Here is a 19,785-nt window from a genome sequence, read left to right as displayed (position 1 = left end):
CCCCGGGCGGGTCCGGCCGTGGTCCGCGGTCCGCGAGGGCTGCCGCTCAGGACCGGGCGAACACTCCGTCGAGCCAGTCCTGCCAGGCGCTCTCGTCCGCCTTGGCGTCGGCGCCCGGCGTGAAGTCGTGGACGGAGATGCCGACCGGCGCGCCCCAGTGGTTGCGCCCGAAGAAGCGGAGCAGCGCGCCGTCCGTGCGCAGCCCCAGGAAGTACGGGTTGCGGTAGTCGACCACGGCGTCCAGCTCCCGCCCGGCCGGTCCCCGGACCGTCACCCGCGCACCCTGCGCCGTGTCGTCGGCGAGGCCGAGGGCCCGCCCCACGGCGTCGAACGCGTCGGCGGCCGTGGACGCGCCTGGCCCGTGGAGCGTCGCGAAGGCGACCGGGCGGCCCGCGAAGTGCGTCAGGTACTCGCGCAGGGTGTGCAGATAGAAGTCGGTGTGCTTGCTCGCGCCGTCGTACTGGTTGTCCCAGTCGTCGGTGAAGATCCCGCTGTGCACGTACCGCACCCAGGCCCGCCGTCCGCCGTCGCGCGGCTCGATGGTGTGGTCGAGCTGGTTCAGGCTCTGGGTCGGGAAGCGGACGTCCTCGGTGCGCGAGGTGAGGCGGTGCGGCGGATCCCAGTTCGTGAGCGTGGACCCGAAGGGGCCGATGCCGCTCTCGCCGTCGAACTCCATCGGCCACAGCCAGCCGCCGGTGCCATGCGTGATGGCTTCCCACACCTCCTCCGGCGTGGCGTCGACCTCGAACTCGCGGACGATCTCGAATTCCTTGGACATGACTGGCTCCTGGCTCCTACTGGTCGAGTTCCGGTGGGGCGGCGGAGGGCCGGGCTTCGGTCTCGGCGACGGACCGCGGGTCCTTGAGCGTGGGATGGAGGGCCACCACGATCCGGTGATCACGGCCGCCCTCGGCCTCCGGAGCGTCGTACTTGCGGATCAGGGCGCTGACCCCCGCCGTGAGCTCCTCGACGAACGCTGCCCGATCGGCGGCGGATGCGAAGCGCACCTCGCCGTCCAGCGCGTAGGTCGCCAGCCGTTTGCGCGCCCGCGCGGCGCCGGTGATCAGCGAGCCGACGTCGCGGACCAGCCGGGCGCCGAGGGCCAGCAGCCAGCGCGCGGAGAACTGGTCGCGGAAGCGGTCCGGATCCGGCTGCACGGCGGCGAGCGCGAGCGGCGAGATCACGTACGACGCCGCCGTCGCGCGCATCAGCCGCTCGGTGACGTTGCCCTTGCGGCGCTCGCCGGCCAGCTCCACCAGGCCGTGCCGCTCCAGGGCCTTGAGGTGGTAGTTCACCTTCTGCCTGGGCAGCCCGACCTGGCCGGCCAGCATGGTGGCCGAGGCGGGGCCCGCGGCCAGTTCGGCGAGCAGCCTGGCCCTGATGGGATCCAGGGAGACGGCTGCGGCCTCGGAGTCCTCGATCACGGTGACGTCCAACATGCGTCCAGCCTCTCACCGAACAGTTTTTCTGTCCATGAGAGTGGATTGTTCGGTGGGGTGCGTCCCGCAGTCACCCGCCGCGCGAGTGCCGTCGCCGCGCGCAGTGGCGCCGTGACCCCGCTGAAGTCACCGAGGTCACCGGAATCACCTAATCCACTGAAGTCAATCGTGCCGTGCGCTCCGCTTTCGCGCGCTCCGCTTCCTTGCCCACTGCGCGCTCTGCTTTTGTGTGCTCTGTCGCCGTGACCCCCGTTGCCGTGGGCACCGTTCCCGCAGTCGCCGCGACACCGCGGCCGTGACGGTCGCGGCCCCCGCCGCACCGGCGATCAGCACCGGCAGGGGGTGCCGCGGTCCGGCCCGCGTCGCGGTACCCAACGGCACCGGGAGCACATGCTCCGCCGAACGGCCCGCCCGGGTCCCCGTGTCCCGGAGACTGTGCCCCGCGCGCGCGACCGCATCCCGCGTGCCGCGCCCCGCGCCCACCACGGCGCCGCGCACGCCCTGCCCGGCCTCGACGGCACCGCCGCGCAACTGGACGGTCAGCGCACCGGCCCGGTCCCCGAGGTCGGCGGCACGCGCCCCGGCCCGGCCCCTGACGTCCGCCCTCGCCACCGCCTCCCGCAGGAAGCGCCCGAACCGGCCTCCGGCCCGCCGCACCCGGCGTACCCGGCGGCACGGCACGGCGACCCCGCCGGCCCAGGCGTCGACTCCGGTCCCGGCCCCATTCCCGGCCGGGCCTTGCGTCGCCCTGCGTCTCGCCCTGCGCGTCGTCATCGAGGCACCTCTCCCTGTGCGCCCCCGTCTCCCTGGCCTCCCCGGCCCGGTCGCCTCGCTCCGGCTCCCTCCCGGGGCCACTTCGCCTCGGGTACCCAGGACCGGCGTGACGGCTCGCCCCGGGATCCGGCCCGGTCGCCCCGGACCGGTCCGCAGCGCCCCTGCGCCACCCGTGCCACCCCGCCCTACTCCCGTGCCGCTCCGTCGGACCCCGGCTCGCCCAGCCGGGCCAGCTGGGTCTGGAACCAGTCCAGGCGGGCTTGCAACAGGGCCGCCTCGGCGACGAGTTCGGGCACACCGAGGTCCGCGCGCACCGCGGGTCCGGCGCCGTCGCGCACATCGGGACCGGCCGGGGTGCCGTGGCCCGCCGCGGATGCCGGGCCGCCGGTCCCCGCGCCGGCCCAGGGGCCGCCGCCGCCCGCCACGACCCGCAGTCCGTCCCCGGCCAGCCGGGCGAACGCCGCGAGCGACAAGGACGTACGGCCGCGCACACAGGCCGCGCAGGCGGGCGCCAGGGCGGACCAGCCGGGCCTGCCCCACCCGGCGTCGGCGAGCGCGGCCGCGGTCGTACCGCAGACGCACGGCCCGACCGTCGCGACGCGCACCCGCTGGCGGGCGTAGCGGAAGCCGCGCTCGAAGCGGATGTAGGCGCCCAGCACCGAGACCTCCAGCAGCACGGCCGCCCGGTGCTCGGCCGTGCACAGCAGCGCCTCCGCCGTCGTACGGTCGTGCACGCAGTGGAAGCCGCAGTCGCAGCGCCGGTGCGGCGCCCGGTGCCGCAGTCCGTAGGCGCAGGACGCGTCGGCCACGACCGCGTACGGCAGCACGCCGCCGAGCGACACACCGGTGAACCCGGCCCGGGTGCCGTCCTGGGACAGCACCGGGTGGGCGATCTTGAATCCGGTCGGCGCCTCCGTCGGACGTTCCGCCGGAAGCCGCAGCCTCATCGGGCGGCCGACACCTCTTCGGGCGCGGGCGCGGACACGGGGGTGGCGGAAGCGGGGGCGGTGGCGGCGGCTTCCACGTCCACTGCCTCGCGGGGGAGTTCGACTTCGTCCGGGCGGATCTGCGGCTGCTCCTGCGCGACACCGGTGGCGAGTGCCTTGCCGAGTTTCATGACGCCTCCCATGACAGGGTTCTGTGACCGTCATGGCCATAGTGGCCCATGAAGGCCCGAAGGGGACACAGTGCCTCACCCAGCCGAGCCGGCCGCGCCCGCCGCCGGGCACCCGGGCGCAACGGCGAGGCGGCGGGACGAGGAGGTCGGCGCCGCTCGCCCCCTCTACCTCTCAGCAATCCTTACCAATACCTCGCAGAAGAATTAAGTGGATCTACACGATCGTCCTGCCGAGACTGATCCCATGACGCACACCGGTTCCTCCGCCCCTCCCTTCGGCCGCGCCCTCTGCGCCATGATCACGCCGTTCACCGAGGCGGGCGCGCTCGACCTCGACGGTGCGCAGCGGCTGGCCGGACACCTGGTGGCGGAGGGCTGCGACGGGCTCGTCCTGTCCGGCACCACGGGCGAGTCGCCGACCACGACGGACGCCGAGAAGGCGGCGCTGATCGGAGCCGTCCGGGCGGCGGTGGGCGACCGGGTGCCGCTGCTCGCCGGTGTGGGCACCTCCGACACCCGGCACACCGTGGAACTCGCCCGGGCGGCGGAGAAGGCCGGCGCGGACGCGGTGCTGGTGGTCACCCCCTACTACAGCAGGCCCCCGCAGGACGCGGTCGAGGAACACTTCAGACAGGTGGCGGACGCCGTCGGCCTGCCGGTCGTGCTGTACGACATCCCCGGCCGCACCGGCACCCGTATCGAGCCCGACACGATGATCCGTCTCGCCGCACACCCGCGGATCGTCGCGGTCAAGGACTGCTCGTACGACTTCCTCGGCACCCAGAAGGTGCTGGCCCGCACGGACCTGGCGTACTACGCGGGCTGCGACGAACACAACCTCGCCCTGTACGCGGTGGGCGCCGCCGGATACGTCAGCACGGTCGCGAACGTCGTCCCGCGCCACCTGCGTTCGGTACTGGACGCGTTCGACGCGGGCGACACGGACGGGGCGGCCCGGCTCCAGCGACAGGCCGTCCCCCTCATCGAGTCGATGATGGCCTCGGACCTGCCCGGCGCCGTCACCGCCAAGGGACTCCTGGGCGCCCTCGGCCGGCCCGCCGGCCCGGTCCGCGCACCGCTGCGACCCGCGAGCCGCGAGGCGGTCGACGGACTGCTGACCCGGTACCGCCACCTCGTGGACGGCCACCCCGCACACTGACTTGCCGACGGCTCACGATCCGCCGGACCGGTGCCCGGCCAGGGCCCGTCCGGGGGTACGAGTCCGAGGTCCGCCCCCGTCGAAAACGGTCGCGCGCCCCACACCCCCGCTGCCGTACGGTGACCGGATGCGCCGCCCTCTGCTCTTCCTCGACGTCGACGGCCCGCTCAACCCGTACGCGGCGAAGGCGGAGCGGCGGCCCGCCGGTTACACGACGATCCGGGCCGCCGTACGGCCGGGCACGCCGCTGCGGGTCTGGCTGAATCCGGAGCACGGCGCGGCGCTGCTCGCCCTGCCGTTCGAGCTGTGCTGGGCCACGACCTGGATGGACGAGGCGAACCGCTGGATCGCGCCGGTCATCGGACTGCCCGCACTGCCGTACGTCGACTTCGGCGCCGGGCTGTTCGCGGAGCGGCCCGACGGGGTGCACTGGAAGACCGAGGCGATCGTGGCGTACGCCGGGGACCGCCCCTTCGCCTGGGTGGACGACGAGCAGAGCCAGGCCGACGACGCGTACGTGACCGCCCACCATCACGGCCCCGCACTGCTGCACCACGTCGACCCACGCATCGGCCTGCGGCCTGACGACTTCGCGACACTGGCCCGCTTCGCGGCAGACCTGCCGAAGTGAAGAAGGCGCTCGCGCGGGTGCGTTGATCAGCCGGGGATCAGATGTCGCCCCTGGCCCGCAGCTCTTCCTTCCGCCGGCGGGCGTAGCCCTCCAGGTCCTGCTTGATGGTCATGACGTCCTCGACACGGATGCGGATGGGCCCGCAGTGCAAGGCGTCGCAGGAGCGGGGAAAGCTGCCGTCGATGAGGGAGACACCGCTGAGGACGATGCCCGCCACCTCGTCAACCGCGGTGCACAGCACCGGATGGAACGAGCAGTCCTCGTAGATGTCGCCCACCTGGATGCCGTTCGGGTTGCCGGGGTCTGGTGTCTCGCTCATGGGAGCACCGTCTCAGTTTCCGTCTCGTCCAGCGACGGTCAGGACCATTCGGGAGGGGCCGCAAGCGAGAAGCCACCCGCCGATCATCCGCGCGCATCGGCACGGACAAGATCGGTGCGCGGTCGGCGCCGGCAGGTCACTGCTTGGCCATCGACGAAGCCCGGTCGCCGGTCAGGTCCCGGCCGAGTCTCCGGGCCACCCCCAGGCAGACGAGGGATGCAACCATTCCTGCAGAGCTGGAACCCCCGGAAGCCGACCGCGCGCTTGAGGCCATAGACGCAGGCACTGACAACCGGACTGCCCGCGGTCGGCCGCCGAGCGGTGAGTGCCCGACTGCGTGACAACGCTGCGGTGCTCACGCGCGAGCGCCCTCCCGGGCCGTGCCGGGGCCGTGGAAGGGTGCTCGATGGTGACCGACGTCGACGGGTGCCGACAGCTCGGCAGCAGGTCAGGGCGTTGATCGATGAGGCGGCCGCAGGTCACGGCCGTCGGGGGTCAGTTGTGGCTGTGCAGGACCTCGTTCAGGCCGCCCCACTCCGCGTTGTTCGGGCGGCCCTCGACCGTGCCGGTGACCGAGTTGCGGCGGAAGAGGATGTTGGAGGCGCCGGACAGCTCACGGGCCTTGACGACCGAGCCGTCGGGCAGCGTGACGCGGGTGCCGGCGGTGAGGTACAGGCCCGCCTCGACCACGCAGTCGTCGCCGAGGGCGATGCCGACACCGGCCTCGGCGCCGACCAGGGAGCGCTCGCCGATGGCGACGCGCTGCTTGCCGCCGCCGGAGAGGGTGCCCATGGTGGAGGCGCCGCCACCGATGTCCGAGCCGTCGCCGACGACGACGCCCTGCGAGATACGGCCCTCGACCATGGAGGTGCCCAGGGTGCCGGCGTTGAAGTTGACGAAGCCCTCGTGCATCACGGTGGTGCCGGCCGCGAGGTGGGCGCCGAGGCGGACGCGGTCGGCGTCGGCGATCCGGACGCCGGCCGGGGCCACGTAGTCGGTCATGCGCGGGAACTTGTCCACGCCGAAGACGCCGAGGTGCAGGCCGCGCGCACGGGCGGCCAGACGCACGGTCTCCAGGGTGTCCACGGCGACCGGGCCGAGCGAGGTCCAGGCGACGTTGGCGAGGAAGCCGAAGATGCCGTCCAGGTTCTGCTCGTTCGGCTTGACCAACCGGTGCGAGAGCAGGTGCAGACGCAGGTAGACGTCGTGCGTGTCGAGCGGCTTGTCGTCGAGCGAGGAGATGACCGTACGGACCGCGACAATCTCCACACCGCGCACCTCGTCCTTGCCGAGGGCGGCGACACCGTGCTCACCGAGCAGCTCGCGGGTGCGCTCGTCGTCGAGCCGCTCGGTGCCGGCGGGGCCCGGTGCGGCGGACAGCTCGGGCGCGGGGAACCAGGTGTCGAGAACGGTGCCGTCGGCGGCGACGGTGGCGAGCCCGGCGGCCACGGCGCCGGTGGTGCGAGGAGCAGTCGTTTCGGTCATGAGGGAAACCTAACCGGCCGGGGGGCCGGGAGGCCAACCAGCCGCGGGCCGTCTCAGGTGGCGGGCGGCGACGCCGCGGGAACTCCGGCCGGGTGCAGATCAGCACCCTGCTGTCGTCGGCGTTCCCGACGGCGACCGTGGGGCGACGGACGACGGCACCGTCTCGGCGACCACGACCCTGTCCACCCTGATCTCGGCGATCAGGACGGCGGGCGGCCCGGCCTACTCGTACACCCAGATCAACCCGGCGAACGACGCGGACGGCGGGGAGACCGGCGGCGACATCCGCCAGGTGTTCCTGTACAACTCCGCCCGGGTGGGCTTCACTTCGCGCGGCAGCGCCACGGCGACCACCGCCGAGACGGTGACGACGAGCGGCGGGGTCGCGCAGCTCACGTACAACCCGGGCCGCATCGCGCCCACCGACTCCGCCTGGTCGGCCGGCCGCAAGCCGCTGGCGGCGGAGTTCACCTTCAACGGCGAGAAGTACTTCGTGATCGCCAACCACTTCGTGTCGAAGGGCGGCGACTACTCGCTGCACAGCCAGTACCAGGCGCCGGCCCGGCCCTCCGAGACCCGGCGCAACAGCCAGGGCCCGGTGGTGAACTCCTTCGTGGACTCGGTCCTCGCCGCCCAGTCGGACGCGAACGTGGTCGTGCTCGGCGACCTGAACGACTACCGGTTCTCCACCGCGGTCTCCAACCTGGAGGGCGGGGTGCTGACCGACCTGGTGGACACCCTGCCGGCCGCTCAGCAGTACACCTACGTCTACGACGGAAACTCGCAGGTGCTCGACCACACCCTGGTCAGCTCGTCGATCACGGCGCACGACTACGACATCGTGCACATCGACAGCGAGTTCCCGGACCAGACCAGCGACCACGACCCGCAGGTCGTGCGGATCACCCCCTGACCCCGAGGAACCGGTGGCGGCCCGGCGCCACCGGATCCGGCCCGTCCCGGTGAGCCGTCGTCGCGGTGAGCCGTCGCCGCCGTGACCCGTCGCCGCCGTGTCTCATAGAAACCGCTCACTGAAATTGGTGTCCGAACTCCCTTGCCTCCACTACTCTTTCACCGCTTCAACCCCCCACCATCACCACGGTCACAGCCGTCGCCCCGGGCGCCGGCGGAGGAACCACGCATGCCAGAAGACAAGTCCCCGCCCTCCCAGCGCCCCTGGGAGAACGGCTGGGCCCCGGACACCAGCCGGGCCCCGGGAACGCGCCGCCTGTGGCTGGCCGGCGCTCTCGCGATATCCACCGTCGTCGGCTGTGTCGTCGCGATCACCGTGCCCCACAAGGAAACGGACGACGCGTCAGCCAGGACGAAGAGTGCCCTGCCGGGAAGCGAGGCGACGGTGCCGGGCCTGATCTCCTTCGCGACACCGTCCGCCTCCGGCTCCGGGACGCCCGGCGGGACGGGCACCCCGTCGACGACGGCCGGGTCCACGTCCGCGACATCCACGCCCACCGGTCCGGCGGCCGACGGCACGAGCCCCGCGGCCTCCGCGAAGCCGGCCGAGTCCGCCGGTTCCAGCGGCGGTTCGCCCGCCACGCCCGCGCCGTCGGCGGCCTGGACGGCCGTCCGCTCGGTCAACTACCCCGACCGCTACTGGCAGATGAGCGGCGGCCTGGTGAAGCTCGATCAGGTCGGCTCGCCCTCGCCTCGCCAGGGTGCCGCCTTCCGGCGGGTCGACGGCCTTGCCGACGCGTCCTGTTACTCCTTCGCCACGGCCGACGGCGGCTATCTGCGCCACCGGGACTTCGTCCTGCGCGCCGAGCCCGACGACGGCTCGTCCCTCTTCCGCAAGGACGCCACCTTCTGCCCGCGGACGTCGTCCGTGGCGTCCGGCGCGGTGATGCTGGAGGCGGTCAACTACCCGGGCCGGTTCCTGCGCCACAAGAACTTCCAGCTGCGTCTGGACCCGTACCAGAACAGCGACCTCTACCGCGCCGACGCGACGTTCCGGCTGGTGGCCGGTCCGAGCTGACAGCGGCGGCGACCGCGGCAACGCCAGTGGCCCCCGGCCGGAAGGCCGGGGGCCACTGTGCGGGTCCACCGCAGGTCCGCCGCAGCTCGGCGGGTGCGGGCTCAGACGTTGAAGCCCAGCGCCCTGAGCTGCTCGCGACCGTCGTCGGTGATCTTGTCGGGGCCCCACGGCGGCATCCACACCCAGTTGATGCGCAGCTCGCTCACCAGGCCGTCCGTGGCGGACTTGGCCTGGTCCTCGATCACGTCCGTCAGCGGGCAGGCCGCCGAGGTCAGCGTCATGTCGATCGTCGCGATGTTCGCGTCGTCGATGTGGATGCCGTAGATCAGGCCCAGGTTGACGACGTCGATGCCCAGCTCGGGGTCGACGACGTCGTACAGCGCCTCACGGACTTCCTCTTCCGAGGCGGGCTTCATCTCAACGGTCTCGCTCATGCCGTCTTCCTTTCGGCGTCGGCCCCGCCCAGTACCTGGGCCGTCGCGTCCTTCCACGCCATCCAGCTCAGGAGGGCGCACTTGACCCGGGCCGGGTACTTGGAGACACCGGCGAACGCGACCGCGTCCTCCAGCACCTCCTCCATCACGTCGTCGGGCTCGATACGGCCCTTGGACTGCATCAGCTCCAGGAACGTCTCCTGGATCCGCTGCGCGTCGGCCAGCTCCTTGCCGACGAGGAGGTCGTTCAGCACGGACGCCGAGGCCTGGCTGATCGAGCAGCCCTGCCCCTCGTACGAGACGTCGCTGATCGTCGTGCCGTCGTACTTCACCCGCAGAGTGATCTCGTCACCGCACGTCGGGTTCACGTGGTGCACCTCGGCGTCGCCATCCCTCAGACCACGCCCGTGCGGGTGCTTGTAGTGGTCCAGGATGACTTCCTGGTACATCGAGTCCAGCTTCACTGCGGCAAACCTCGCATCCCAGCGTCCGTTACATGGCCTTCCGGCCGGGGGTCCGGGGGTCGCCCCCCGGGGTAGCACAGCACGTTGTCAGCACGCCCCTCAGCCGAAGAAGTTCCGTACGTGCTCCAGGCCTTCGACCAGAGCGTCGATCTCGGCCGGAGTGGAGTACAGATAGAACGACGCTCGCGTGGTCGCGGGAATTCCGTAGCGCAGGCAGACCGGGCGGGCGCAGTGGTGGCCGACCCGGACCGCGATGCCCTGCTCGTCGAGGACCTGGCCCACGTCGTGCGGGTGGATGTCGCCGAGCGTGAACGAGATCGCCGCGCCGCGGTCCTCGGCCGTCGTCGGGCCGATGATCTTCAGCTCCGGCACCTCGGACAGCCGGCGCACCGCGTACTCGGTGAGCGCGTGCTCGTGCGCGAGGATCTTGTCCATGCCGATGGCCGACAGGTAGTCGACCGCCGCGCCCAGGCCGACCGCCTGGGCGATCGGCGGGGTGCCCGCCTCGAACTTGTGGGGCGCCGGGGCGTACGTCGACGAGTGCATCGACACCGTCTCGATCATCTCGCCGCCGCCGAGGAAGGGGGGCAGGTCCTCCAGGAGCTCCTGGCGTCCCCACAGCACCCCGATGCCCGTCGGAGCGCACATCTTGTGGCCGGTGAAGGCCACGAAGTCGGCCTGGAGGGCCTGTACGTCCAGCGGCATGTGCGGTGCCGCCTGCGAGGCGTCGATGCAGACCAGCGCGCCGACCTCCTGCGCGCGGCGCACTATCGCCTCGACCGGGTTGACCGTGCCCAGGATGTTCGACACCAGCACGAAGGAGACGATCTTCGTCTTCTCGGTGATGATCTCGTCGATGTTGGACAGGTCGAGCCGGCCGTCGTCGGTCAGGCCGAACCACTTCAGCTTCGCGCCGGTGCGCTGCGCCAGCAGCTGCCACGGAACGATGTTGGAGTGGTGCTCCATCTCGGTGATGACGATCTCGGTCTCGTGGTCCACGCGGTAGGGCTCGTCGGCCCAGCCCAGCATGTTCGCCACGAGGTTGAGGGACTCGGAGGCGTTCTTGGTGAAGATCACCTCGTCGCGGCTCGGCGCGTTGATGAACTCCGCCACCTTGTCGCGAGCGCCCTCGTACAGCGCCGTGGCCTCCTCGGCGAGCACATGCACACCGCGGTGGACGTTGGCGTTGTAGCGCTCGTAGTACTCGCTCAGGGCGTCCAGCACCTGGCGCGGCTTCTGCGAGGTCGCCGCGTTGTCCAGGTACACGATCTTCTTACCGTCGTGGACCTGACGGTCCAGGATGGGGAAGTCCTTGCGGATCGCCTCGGTGTCGAGGAGGCCCGGCAACTGCGTCACGCGGATACGCCACCCTTCGTGTAGGCCTCGTAGCCCTCGTTCTCCAGCTTGTCGGCGAGCTCGGCGCCGCCGGACTCGACGATGCGGCCGCCGGAGAAGACGTGGACGAAGTCGGGCTTGATGTAGCGCAGGATGCGCGTGTAGTGGGTGATGAGCAGGGTGCCCACCTCGCCGGTCTCGCGGACGCGGTTGACGCCCTCGGAGACGATGCGCAGGGCGTCGACGTCCAGACCGGAGTCGGTCTCGTCGAGGATCGCCATCTTCGGCTTGAGCAGCTCCAGCTGAAGGATCTCGTGGCGCTTCTTCTCACCGCCGGAGAAGCCCTCGTTGACGTTGCGCTCGGCGAAGGAGGGGTCCATGGAGAGGCGCTCCATGGTCTCCTTGACCTCCTTGACCCAGGTGCGCAGCTTGGGGGCCTCGCCGCGGATCGCGGTGGCGGAGGTGCGCAGGAAGTTGGAGACCGAGACGCCGGGGACCTCGACCGGGTACTGCATGGCCAGGAACAGGCCGGCGCGGGCGCGCTCGTCGACGGACATCTCCAGGACGTCCTCACCGTCGAGGGTGACGGTGCCGCCGGTGACCGTGTACTTCGGGTGACCCGCGAGGGAGTAGGCGAGGGTCGACTTGCCGGAGCCGTTGGGGCCCATGATGGCGTGCGTCTCGCCCTGCTTCACGGTGAGGTCGACGCCCTTGAGGATCTCCTTCGTGGCGTTGTCGGCCTCGACGGTGACGTGCAGGTCTCGGATTTCAAGCGTTGCCATGGGTGCCTCAGGACTCCTGGGTGAGGGAGACGAGTACGTCGTCCCCTTCGATCTTTACGGGGTATACGGGGACGGGGCGCGTCGCGGGAAGGCCGGACGGCTTGCCGGTGCGCAGGTCGAAGGCGGAGCCGTGCAGCCAGCACTCGATCTGGCAGTCCTCCACCTCGCCCTCGGAGAGCGAGACGTTCGCGTGCGAGCAGATGTCGTGGATGGCGAACACCTCCCCCTCGGTCTTCACGACCGAGACCGGCGTGCCGTCGAGTTCCACCCGTTTCGGGGTGTCCTCCTCCAGCTCGCTCAGCCCACAGGCGCGCAGGAACGACGTCATCAGACCGACGCCTCCAGCTCCTCGTCGATCTTCACGAGGAGGCGCTCTTCGATGTCGTCGACGCCGATCTGCTGGACCAGTCCGGCGAAGAAGCCACGGACCACCAGGCGGCGGGCCTCGTCGGCGGGGATGCCGCGGGCCATCAGGTAGAAGAGCTGCTCGTCGTCGAAGCGGCCGGTGGCGCTGGCGTGCCCGGCGCCGACGATCTCGCCGGTCTCGATCTCCAGGTTCGGCACGGAGTCGACGCGGGCGCCGTCGGTCAGAACCAGGTTGCGGTTCATCTCGTAGGTGTCCGTGCCCTCGGCCTTGGCCTCGATGAGGACGTCGCCGATCCACACCGCGTGCGCGCCCTCGCCCTGGAGCGCGCCCTTGTACATCACGTTGGACTTGCAGTGCGGGGTGTTGTGGTCGACCAGCAGGCGGTGCTCCTGGTGCTGGCCGGCGTCCGTGAAGTACAGGCCGAACAGCTCGGCCTCGCCGCCGGTGCCCGCGTAGGCGACCCGCGGGTGGAGGCGTACGAGGTCGCCGCCGAAGGTGACGACGAACGACTTGAAGGTGGCGTCGCGGCCGATCAGCGCGTTGTGCTGGCCGACGTGCACGGCCGTGTCGTCCCAGTCCTGGACGGAGACGACGGTCAGCTTGGCGCCGTCGCCCAGGACGAAGTCCACGTTGGCGGCGAGCACGGCGTCACCGGTGTGGTCGATGACGACGACGGCCTCGGCGAAGGCGCCGAGCTCGACGACCTGGTGGCCGTAGGCGACACCGCCCTCGCCGTGCACGGCGATCCGGATCGGCTCGGTGAGCACGGTCTCCTTGGGGACGGTGACGACCCCGGCCTTCTCGAACGCCGACCAGGCCTGCGCGGCGACCCGGTCCACCGGGGTGCCCGCCCGGCCGAGCCGGGCGTCGTCACGGCCGACGGTCTCGACGACGACGCCCTCGGGGGCCTGTACGTCCACCTTCACGCCGTCGCCGGTGGCGACCGCGGTGCCGTCGTGCAGCCCGCGCAGGCGCTCCAGCGGGGTGAACCGCCACTCCTCCTCGCGGCCGTGGGGGACGGGGAAGTCCGCCACGTCGAAGGACGGGGGCGCGCTCATGCGGGTGGCGACGGTCGACTCGGCGGCCACCGCGATCTGGCCCGCGGTGGTGGAGCCCACGGGGATGTTCTGAGCCTCAGCCATGGCTGTCGGTCTGCTCGCTTTCTTACGTGAGTGGCTTGACGAACGGCGGGCGGTGCTTAGCCGACCGCGCCTTCCATCTGGAGCTCGATCAGCCGGTTGAGTTCGAGGGCGTACTCCATGGGCAGCTCCTTGGCGATCGGCTCGACGAAGCCGCGCACGATCATCGCCATCGCCTCGAACTCGCTCAGACCGCGGCTCATCAGGTAGAAGAGCTGGTCCTCGGAGACCTTGGAGACGGTCGCCTCGTGGCCCATGGACACGTCGTCCTCGCGCACGTCCACGTAGGGGTACGTGTCGGAGCGGGAGATGGTGTCGACGAGCAGCGCGTCGCACAGCACGTTGGACTTCGAGCCGTGGGCGCCTTCGCCGATCTCGACCAGACCGCGGTAGGAGGTACGGCCGCCGCCGCGCGCCACCGACTTGGAGACGATGTTGGAGGAGGTGTTCGGCGCCATGTGGACCATCTTGGAGCCGGCGTCCTGGTGCTGGCCCTCGCCCGCGAAGGCGATGGAGAGGGTCTCGCCCTTGGCGTGCTCGCCCATCAGGTAGACGGCCGGGTACTTCATCGTCACCTTGGAGCCGATGTTGCCGTCGATCCACTCCATGGTCGCGCCCTCGTACGCCACGGCGCGCTTGGTGACCAGGTTGTAGACGTTGTTCGACCAGTTCTGGATGGTCGTGTAGCGGCAGCGGGCGTTCTTCTTGACGATGATCTCGACGACCGCGCTGTGCAGCGAGTCCGACTTGTAGATCGGGGCGGTGCAGCCCTCGACGTAGTGCACGTAGGCACCCTCGTCGACGATGATCAGGGTCCGCTCGAACTGGCCCATGTTCTCCGTGTTGATACGGAAGTAGGCCTGGAGCGGGATCTCCACGTGGACGCCCGGCGGGACGTAGATGAAGGAGCCGCCCGACCACACGGCGGTGTTCAGCGAGGCGAACTTGTTGTCACCGACGGGGATGACGGTGCCGAAGTACTCCTTGAAGAGCTCCGGGTGCTCCTTGAGAGCGGTGTCGGTGTCCAGGAAGATGACGCCCTGCTCCTCCAGGTCCTCGCGGATCTGGTGGTAGACGACCTCGGACTCGTACTGGGCCGCGACACCGGCGACGAGGCGCTGCTTCTCCGCCTCCGGGATGCCGAGCTTGTCGTACGTGTTCTTGATGTCCTCGGGCAGGTCCTCCCAGGACTCCGCCTGCTTCTCGGTGGAGCGCACGAAGTACTTGATGTTGTCGAAGTCGATGCCCGACAGGTCCGAGCCCCAGTTCGGCATCGGCTTCTTCTCGAAGAGGCGCAGGCCCTTGAGGCGGAGCTTGGTCATCCACTCCGGCTCGCTCTTCTTCGCGGAGATGTCGCGGACGACGTCCTCGTCGATGCCACGCTTGGCAGAGGCGCCGGCCGTGTCGGAGTCGGCCCAGCCGTATTCGTACTTGCCCAGGCCCTCGAGTTCGGGGTGGGCAGTCTCCGTGGGGAGAGTCATGCGGGGTTCCTCCCGGCCGTGCTTGCAGATGCGTTGTGGCTGTGAACTTGCGTCTTGGAAATCTTGGGGATGAACGTCGTGCAGACGCCGTCGCCGTGCGCGATGGTCGCCAGCCGCTGGACGTGCGTGCCGAGCAGCTGGGAGAAGATCTCGGTCTCCACCTCGCACAGTTGCGGGAACTTCTCCGCGACGTGGGCCACCGGGCAGTGGTGCTGGCAGAGCTGCTCGCCCTTCTGCGGGAGCGGCGCACTGCGCGCCGTAGCAGCGTACCCGTCCCTGCTCAGGGCCCTGGCGAGGGCTTCGGTGCGCCCGTCGGGGCCGGCGGCCTCGATCGCCTGGCGGTACGCGGCGGCCTGCTCGGCGAACCTCGCGCGGGCGAAGGCCACCACCGCCTCGTCCCCGCCGAACCGCTCCTGGATCCAGCGCAGGGCGTCCGCGGCCAGCTTGTCGTAGGACTGGTCGAAGGCGTCGCGGCCGCAGTCGGTCAGGGCGAACACCTTGGCGGGACGGCCGCGGGTGCGCGCCCCGTACACCCGCTGCTCGCGCGGCTCCACCACGTCGTCGGCGGCCAGCGCGTCCAGGTGCCGGCGTACCGCCGCCTGGGTGAGCCCGAGCCGTCCGGCCAGCTCGGCGACGGTCGAGGGGCCGTGGTCCAGGATCGACCGCGCGACCCGGTTGCGCGTGGAACGCTCTCCGGTCGCGTGCTCTTCCTGCGGGGGACCCGTGGGGGTCTCCCCTGCCTCGGGAGCCTCGCCGACGTATTTCACAACACCATTGTTGCGTAATTCGCCGGAGCCAGGCAAGCCGCCCCCTGCCCACCGCGCGGTGCCCTACATCACTTAGGCATACCTAAGCTGACCTGGGAAAACGATCTTTGATCGATCAGACGGCTGGCGCCGGGACCCCTCTTCCGCCAGACTCACCGGCCATGCCGACACCCCCTCCGACCGGCCCTCTCGTCACTCGCGACACGGTCGCCACCGAGGTCCGCGCGCTCGGCGTCCGCCCTGGTGAAACGCTCCTGCTGCACTCCTCCCTCAGCTCCCTCGGCTGGGTCTGCGGAGGTGCCGTCGCGGTCGTCCAGGGCCTTGTCGACGCGCTCGGTCCGCACGGCACCCTGGTGGTCCCCACCCAGTCCGGCGACCTCTCCGACCCCGCGCTGTGGAGCGGTCCCCCGGTGCCCCGGGAATGGTGGGCGGCGATCCGGGCGTCCATGCCGGTGTACGACCCGCTGCTCACGCCCTCGCGCGGGGTCGGCGTGATCCCGGAGACCGTACGCACCTGGCCGGGCGCCGTCCGCAGCGCGCACCCGCACACCTCCTTCGCCGCGCTCGGCCCGCGCGCGGGCGCCGTCACGGCCGGCCACGCGCCCGACTGCCGACTCGGCGAGCACAGCCCGCTGGCCCGGCTGGAGGCCCTCGGCGCCCGCGTTCTGCTGCTCGGCACCGGCTACCGGACCTGCACCAGCTTCCATCTCGCCGAGTACCGCATCCCGTCCCCGCGGGTGCGGGTGGGACGGCCCGGCCCGGCCGGCTGGGAGGAACCGACCGAGGTGTCGATCACCTCGGACCGGTTCGACGAGCTGGGCCACGACTTCGAGCGTGACCGCCCGGTCGTACGGGGCGGGGTGGGCGCGGCCGACGCCCGGCTGTTCCCGGTGGCGGACGCGGTGGCCTACGCGCAGCGGTGGCTGGCCCTGCACCGGCCCCGTGAGGAGGAGGTTGCGGACCCGCCCGCCTGAGGCGTCCGGCGCGTACCTAGACTCTGGTCCCATGCGAAGTGAGCCTGTCGTCCAGGTCCGGTCCCTGGTGAAGCGGTACGGGACGAAAACCGCGGTGGACGGCCTCGACCTCACGGTCGAAGCGGGCGTCACCGCGGTGCTCGGCCCCAACGGTGCCGGCAAGACGACCACCGTCGAGACCTGCGAGGGCTATCTGAGGCCGGACTCCGGCACGGTGCGCGTCCTGGGCCTCGACCCCGTACGGCAGGCCGCCGAGCTGCGTCCCCGGATCGGGGTGATGCTCCAGTCCGGCGGCGTCTACTCGGGGGCGCGGGCCGACGAGATGCTCCGGCACGTGGCGAAGCTGCACGCGCACCCGCTGGACGTGGACTCGCTCATCGAACGCCTCGGGCTCGGCAGCTGCGGCCGGACCACCTACCGCCGGCTCTCCGGCGGCCAGCAGCAGCGGCTCGCGCTGGCGATGGCCGTCGTCGGGCGCCCGGAGCTGGTGTTCCTGGACGAGCCGACCGCCGGCCTCGACCCCCAGGCCCGCCGGGCCACCTGGGACCTGGTCCGGGACCTGCGCTCCGACGGCGTCTGCGTGATCCTCACCACCCACCACATGGACGAGGCCGAGCAGCTCGCCGACGATGTCGCGGTCATCGACGCGGGCAAGGTCATCGCCCACGGCTCCCCCGAGGAGCTGTGCCGTGGCGGCGCGGAGAACACCCTGCGCTTCACGGGCCGGCCGGGCCTCGACGTGGCCTCGCTGCTGAAGGCGCTGCCCGCCGACTGCACGGCCGCGGAGCTGACGCCGGGCTCCTACCGGGTGGTCGGCAAGGTCGACCCCCAGCTGCTGGCCACCGTCACCTCCTGGTGCGCGCAGCACGGGGTCATGCCGGACCGGATCTCGGTGGAGCGGCATACCCTCGAAGACGTTTTTCTCGAGCTCACGGGCAAGGAGCTGCGGTCATGATTCCGCTCGGCATCACCCTCTGCCGGGGGTCCGGGGGTTGTCCCCCGGAAAGGCACAGCCTGGAGCTCACGGGCAAGGAGCTGCGGTCATGACGACGACCGTCCCCGGTACGTACACCCCGAAGCCGGGTGGGTCCGGTCTCCCCCGCATGATCGCCGCGCAGGCCGTGCTGGAGACGAAGATGCTGCTGCGCAACGGTGAGCAGCTGCTGCTCACCGTCGTCATCCCGACGCTGCTGCTGGTGCTCTTCAGCTCCGTGGACATCGTGGACACCGGCGCGGGCAAGGCCGTCGACTTCCTCGCGCCCGGCATCCTCGCCCTCGCCGTGATGTCGACGGCGTTCACCGGCCAGGCCATCGCGACCGGCTTCGAGCGGCGCTACGGGGTGCTCAAGCGCCTCGCGTCCTCGCCGCTGCCGCGCTGGGGCCTGATGACCGCGAAGACGGCCTCGGTGCTGGTCACCGAGATCCTCCAGGTGCTCCTGGTGACGGTGATCGCACTCGCGCTCGGCTGGTCGCCGCAGGGCAACCCGCTCACCGTCCTGCTGCTGCTGGTGCTGGGCACGGCCGCGTTCTCGGGCCTCGGCCTGCTGATGGCCGGCACCCTGAAGGCCGAGGCCACCCTGGCCGCGGCCAACCTGGTCTTCCTGCTGCTGCTGGTCGGCGGCGGGGTCATCGTCCCGCTGGCGAAGTTCCCTCCGGCCGTGCGGGAGGTGCTCGGGCTGCTGCCGATCTCGGCCCTGTCCGACGGCCTGCGCGAGGTGCTCCGGCACGGGGCCGGGCTGCCCTGGGCCGATCTGGGGATCCTGACCGCGTGGGGGGTCGTGGGGCTGGCGGCCGCCGGCCGGTTCTTCCGCTGGGAGTAGCCGGACGGTTCCTCCGCCGGGAGCAGGCCGCGGGTCGCCCGTCCGGCACGGGTGACCGGTCCCGGCCCGGCCCTCGGCCCCACCGGGGACCGGTCCCGGCCCGGCCGACGGGCGACCCTCGTGAAAGCGTGCACAAGCAGCCGCCTACGATGGACCCGTGCCGAACCTGACCCCCACCGACGCCGTAGCGGCCGCGCGCAACCCGCTCGCCTTCATCGCCGCACGCTGGACCCCGCAACCCCGCACGACCCGCCGGGCCGCCCTGGCCGCGCTCGTCATGTCGGTGGTGATCGTCGTCACCGGCGGCGCCGTGCGCCTCACCGGCTCCGGGCTCGGCTGCCCGACCTGGCCCAAGTGCACCGCGGACTCGCTCACCGCCACCAGCGCGATGGGCTTCCACGGCGCCATCGAGTTCGGCAACCGCATGCTGACGTACGTGCTGTGCGCGGCGGTCGGCTGGGCGATCGTCGCCGCCCGGTCCGAGAAGCCCTACCGGCGCAGCCTGACCCGGCTGGGCTGGGCCCAGTTCTGGGTCGTGATGGGCAACGCGGTCCTCGGCGGCGTGGTGGTCCTCGTCGGCCTCAACCCGTACACGGTGGCGGCCCACTTCCTGCTCTCCTCCGCCCTGATCACGGTCGCCACGGTGATGTGGCAGCGCACCCGGGAAGGCGACGCCGCGCCCAAGCCGCTGGTCGGCAAGTCGGTGCAGCAGCTGGTGTGGTTCCTGGTCGCCGCCTCGGTGCTGCTGATCGCCGTGGGCACGGTGGTCACCGGTTCGGGTCCGCACGCGGGCGACTCCAGCGAGGTCGAGCGGATGCCGCTGGACTGGGAGACGGTCAGCAAGCTGCACGCCGTACTTGCCTGGATCGTGGTGACGCTGACGTTCGCCCTGTGGTTCGTCCTGAAGGCGGTGGACGCCCCCAAGGGTCCGCTGGACCGGACGCGGGACCTGTTCCTGGTGCTGCTCGCCCAGGGGGTCATCGGCTACGTCCAGTACTTCACGAACCTGCCCGAGGCGCTGGTCGCGCTGCACATGCTGGGTTCGGGCCTGGTGTGGATCGCCGTGCTGCGCGTGCTGCTGTCGCTGCGCGAGCGTCCCGGTACGCCGGAGGCGGGTCTGCCGGACCCGACGGCCGGGGCGACGGTCGCCACGGCCGCGTAGGCCCCACGCGGCAAGGCCGCACGTGACAAGACCGCACGCGCGCGTGAGCCCCGTTCGGGTGAGGCACCCCCGGGTGGCGCCCCAGCCCCGGGCGGAGACCCCACCGGCGCTGCCCGCACCCCCCCTACCGCCCACCCGCAGCCCCC

22 protein-coding genes are annotated in these 19,785 nt (G+C 71.4%); 8 read left to right on the top strand and 14 right to left on the bottom strand.

The features are described 5' to 3' along the window. Positions 1-46 precede the first annotated feature (46 nt). The 4 genes from ABT085_RS27100 to ABT085_RS27085 all read right to left on the bottom strand — a co-directional run bounded on the left by ABT085_RS27100 (position 47) and on the right by ABT085_RS27085 (position 3,330). Entirely contained in the window at positions 47-778 is a 732-nt protein-coding gene (locus ABT085_RS27100) for an SRPBCC family protein (RefSeq protein ID WP_351613133.1), read from the bottom strand. A gap of 16 nt (positions 779-794) precedes the next feature. Continuing rightward, the gene (locus ABT085_RS27095) at positions 795-1,439 is read right to left on the bottom strand and encodes an ArsR/SmtB family transcription factor (RefSeq protein WP_351613130.1); all 645 of its coding nucleotides are present in this window, start codon (positions 1,437-1,439) and stop codon (positions 795-797) included. Positions 1,440-2,398: 959 nt separating this feature from the next. Further along, positions 2,399-3,160 (bottom strand): hypothetical protein, encoded by a 762-nt coding sequence (locus ABT085_RS27090; RefSeq protein ID WP_351613127.1) that lies wholly within the window; start codon positions 3,158-3,160, stop codon positions 2,399-2,401. Next, positions 3,157-3,330 (bottom strand): hypothetical protein, encoded by a 174-nt coding sequence (locus ABT085_RS27085; RefSeq protein ID WP_351613124.1) that lies wholly within the window; start codon positions 3,328-3,330, stop codon positions 3,157-3,159. The genes ABT085_RS27090 and ABT085_RS27085 overlap by 4 nt, the downstream gene beginning before the upstream one ends. A gap of 244 nt (positions 3,331-3,574) precedes the next feature. On the opposite strand from ABT085_RS27085, the gene dapA reads away from it, so the two are divergent. Both dapA and ABT085_RS27075 read left to right on the top strand, forming a co-directional pair. Next, complete coding sequence (dapA, locus tag ABT085_RS27080; protein ID WP_351613121.1) at positions 3,575-4,489, top strand: 4-hydroxy-tetrahydrodipicolinate synthase; 915 nt, start codon at positions 3,575-3,577, stop codon at positions 4,487-4,489. Between the two features lie 127 nt (positions 4,490-4,616). Then, positions 4,617-5,120, top strand: a complete 504-nt coding sequence (locus tag ABT085_RS27075) for an HAD domain-containing protein (RefSeq protein WP_351613119.1) — start codon at positions 4,617-4,619, stop codon at positions 5,118-5,120. A 37-nt stretch (positions 5,121-5,157) separates the two neighbouring features. Here the strand turns inward: ABT085_RS27075 and ABT085_RS27070 are convergent, their stop codons facing one another. After that, positions 5,158-5,439 (bottom strand): hypothetical protein, encoded by a 282-nt coding sequence (locus ABT085_RS27070; protein ID WP_351613116.1) that lies wholly within the window; start codon positions 5,437-5,439, stop codon positions 5,158-5,160. A 495-nt stretch (positions 5,440-5,934) separates the two neighbouring features. Continuing rightward, positions 5,935-6,924, bottom strand: coding sequence for a 2,3,4,5-tetrahydropyridine-2,6-dicarboxylate N-succinyltransferase (gene dapD / locus ABT085_RS27065; RefSeq protein WP_351613113.1), 990 nt, complete (start codon positions 6,922-6,924; stop codon positions 5,935-5,937). A gap of 292 nt (positions 6,925-7,216) precedes the next feature. Here dapD and ABT085_RS27060 point away from each other — a divergent pair, with 292 nt between their 5' ends. Continuing rightward, positions 7,217-7,837 (top strand): endonuclease/exonuclease/phosphatase family protein, encoded by a 621-nt coding sequence (locus ABT085_RS27060; protein WP_351613110.1) that lies wholly within the window; start codon positions 7,217-7,219, stop codon positions 7,835-7,837. Positions 7,838-8,065: 228 nt separating this feature from the next. Beyond that, positions 8,066-8,914, top strand: coding sequence for an AbfB domain-containing protein (locus ABT085_RS27055; RefSeq protein WP_351613107.1), 849 nt, complete (start codon positions 8,066-8,068; stop codon positions 8,912-8,914). A 101-nt stretch (positions 8,915-9,015) separates the two neighbouring features. On the opposite strand, the gene ABT085_RS27050 is transcribed toward ABT085_RS27055, so the two are convergent. The 8 genes from ABT085_RS27050 to ABT085_RS27015 all read right to left on the bottom strand — a co-directional run bounded on the left by ABT085_RS27050 (position 9,016) and on the right by ABT085_RS27015 (position 15,683). Continuing rightward, positions 9,016-9,348: a metal-sulfur cluster assembly factor gene (locus ABT085_RS27050; protein WP_351613095.1), complete on the bottom strand. Its 333-nt coding sequence runs from the start codon at positions 9,346-9,348 to the stop codon at positions 9,016-9,018. Beyond that, entirely contained in the window at positions 9,345-9,812 is a 468-nt protein-coding gene (gene sufU, locus ABT085_RS27045; protein ID WP_351613092.1) for a Fe-S cluster assembly sulfur transfer protein SufU, read from the bottom strand. The genes ABT085_RS27050 and sufU overlap by 4 nt, the downstream gene beginning before the upstream one ends. A 99-nt stretch (positions 9,813-9,911) precedes the next feature. Next, positions 9,912-11,168: a cysteine desulfurase gene (locus ABT085_RS27040; RefSeq protein WP_351613089.1), complete on the bottom strand. Its 1,257-nt coding sequence runs from the start codon at positions 11,166-11,168 to the stop codon at positions 9,912-9,914. Continuing rightward, positions 11,165-11,929 (bottom strand): Fe-S cluster assembly ATPase SufC, encoded by a 765-nt coding sequence (gene sufC / locus ABT085_RS27035; RefSeq protein WP_152892993.1) that lies wholly within the window; start codon positions 11,927-11,929, stop codon positions 11,165-11,167. Before sufC ends, ABT085_RS27040 begins: the two co-directional genes overlap by 4 nt. A 7-nt stretch (positions 11,930-11,936) precedes the next feature. Beyond that, positions 11,937-12,257 (bottom strand): non-heme iron oxygenase ferredoxin subunit, encoded by a 321-nt coding sequence (locus tag ABT085_RS27030; protein WP_351613085.1) that lies wholly within the window; start codon positions 12,255-12,257, stop codon positions 11,937-11,939. After that, positions 12,257-13,438, bottom strand: coding sequence for a Fe-S cluster assembly protein SufD (sufD, locus tag ABT085_RS27025; protein WP_351613082.1), 1,182 nt, complete (start codon positions 13,436-13,438; stop codon positions 12,257-12,259). The genes ABT085_RS27030 and sufD overlap by 1 nt, the downstream gene beginning before the upstream one ends. Before the next feature lie 56 nt (positions 13,439-13,494). Further along, the gene (gene sufB, locus ABT085_RS27020) at positions 13,495-14,916 is read right to left on the bottom strand and encodes a Fe-S cluster assembly protein SufB (RefSeq protein WP_351613079.1); all 1,422 of its coding nucleotides are present in this window, start codon (positions 14,914-14,916) and stop codon (positions 13,495-13,497) included. Then, a complete protein-coding gene (locus ABT085_RS27015; protein WP_351613076.1) occupies positions 14,913-15,683 on the bottom strand; it encodes a helix-turn-helix transcriptional regulator in 771 nt (256 codons plus the stop codon). The genes sufB and ABT085_RS27015 overlap by 4 nt, the downstream gene beginning before the upstream one ends. A 161-nt stretch (positions 15,684-15,844) precedes the next feature. Here ABT085_RS27015 and ABT085_RS27010 point away from each other — a divergent pair, with 161 nt between their 5' ends. From ABT085_RS27010 to ABT085_RS26995, 4 genes are all read left to right on the top strand, one after another. Further along, positions 15,845-16,657: an AAC(3) family N-acetyltransferase gene (locus ABT085_RS27010; RefSeq protein ID WP_351613073.1), complete on the top strand. Its 813-nt coding sequence runs from the start codon at positions 15,845-15,847 to the stop codon at positions 16,655-16,657. Positions 16,658-16,688: 31 nt separating this feature from the next. Then, on the top strand, positions 16,689-17,612 hold the full coding sequence (locus tag ABT085_RS27005; RefSeq protein ID WP_351613070.1) for an ABC transporter ATP-binding protein: 924 nt from the start codon (positions 16,689-16,691) through the stop codon (positions 17,610-17,612). Between the two features lie 88 nt (positions 17,613-17,700). Beyond that, positions 17,701-18,477 carry an ABC transporter permease gene (locus tag ABT085_RS27000; protein WP_351613067.1) on the top strand — a complete coding sequence of 259 codons (777 nt, stop codon included), beginning with the start codon at positions 17,701-17,703 and terminating at the stop codon, positions 18,475-18,477. A 157-nt stretch (positions 18,478-18,634) separates the two neighbouring features. Then, positions 18,635-19,639 (top strand): COX15/CtaA family protein, encoded by a 1,005-nt coding sequence (locus ABT085_RS26995; protein WP_351613065.1) that lies wholly within the window; start codon positions 18,635-18,637, stop codon positions 19,637-19,639. Positions 19,640-19,785: the final 146 nt, after the last annotated feature.

The sequence above is a fragment of the Streptomyces sp. NPDC002265 genome, assembly GCF_040296125.1.
GTDB lineage: Bacteria > Actinomycetota > Actinomycetes > Streptomycetales > Streptomycetaceae > Streptomyces.
The sequence above is the reverse complement of the archived record's forward strand: the minus strand, read 5'-3'. Positions and strand labels throughout refer to the sequence as shown.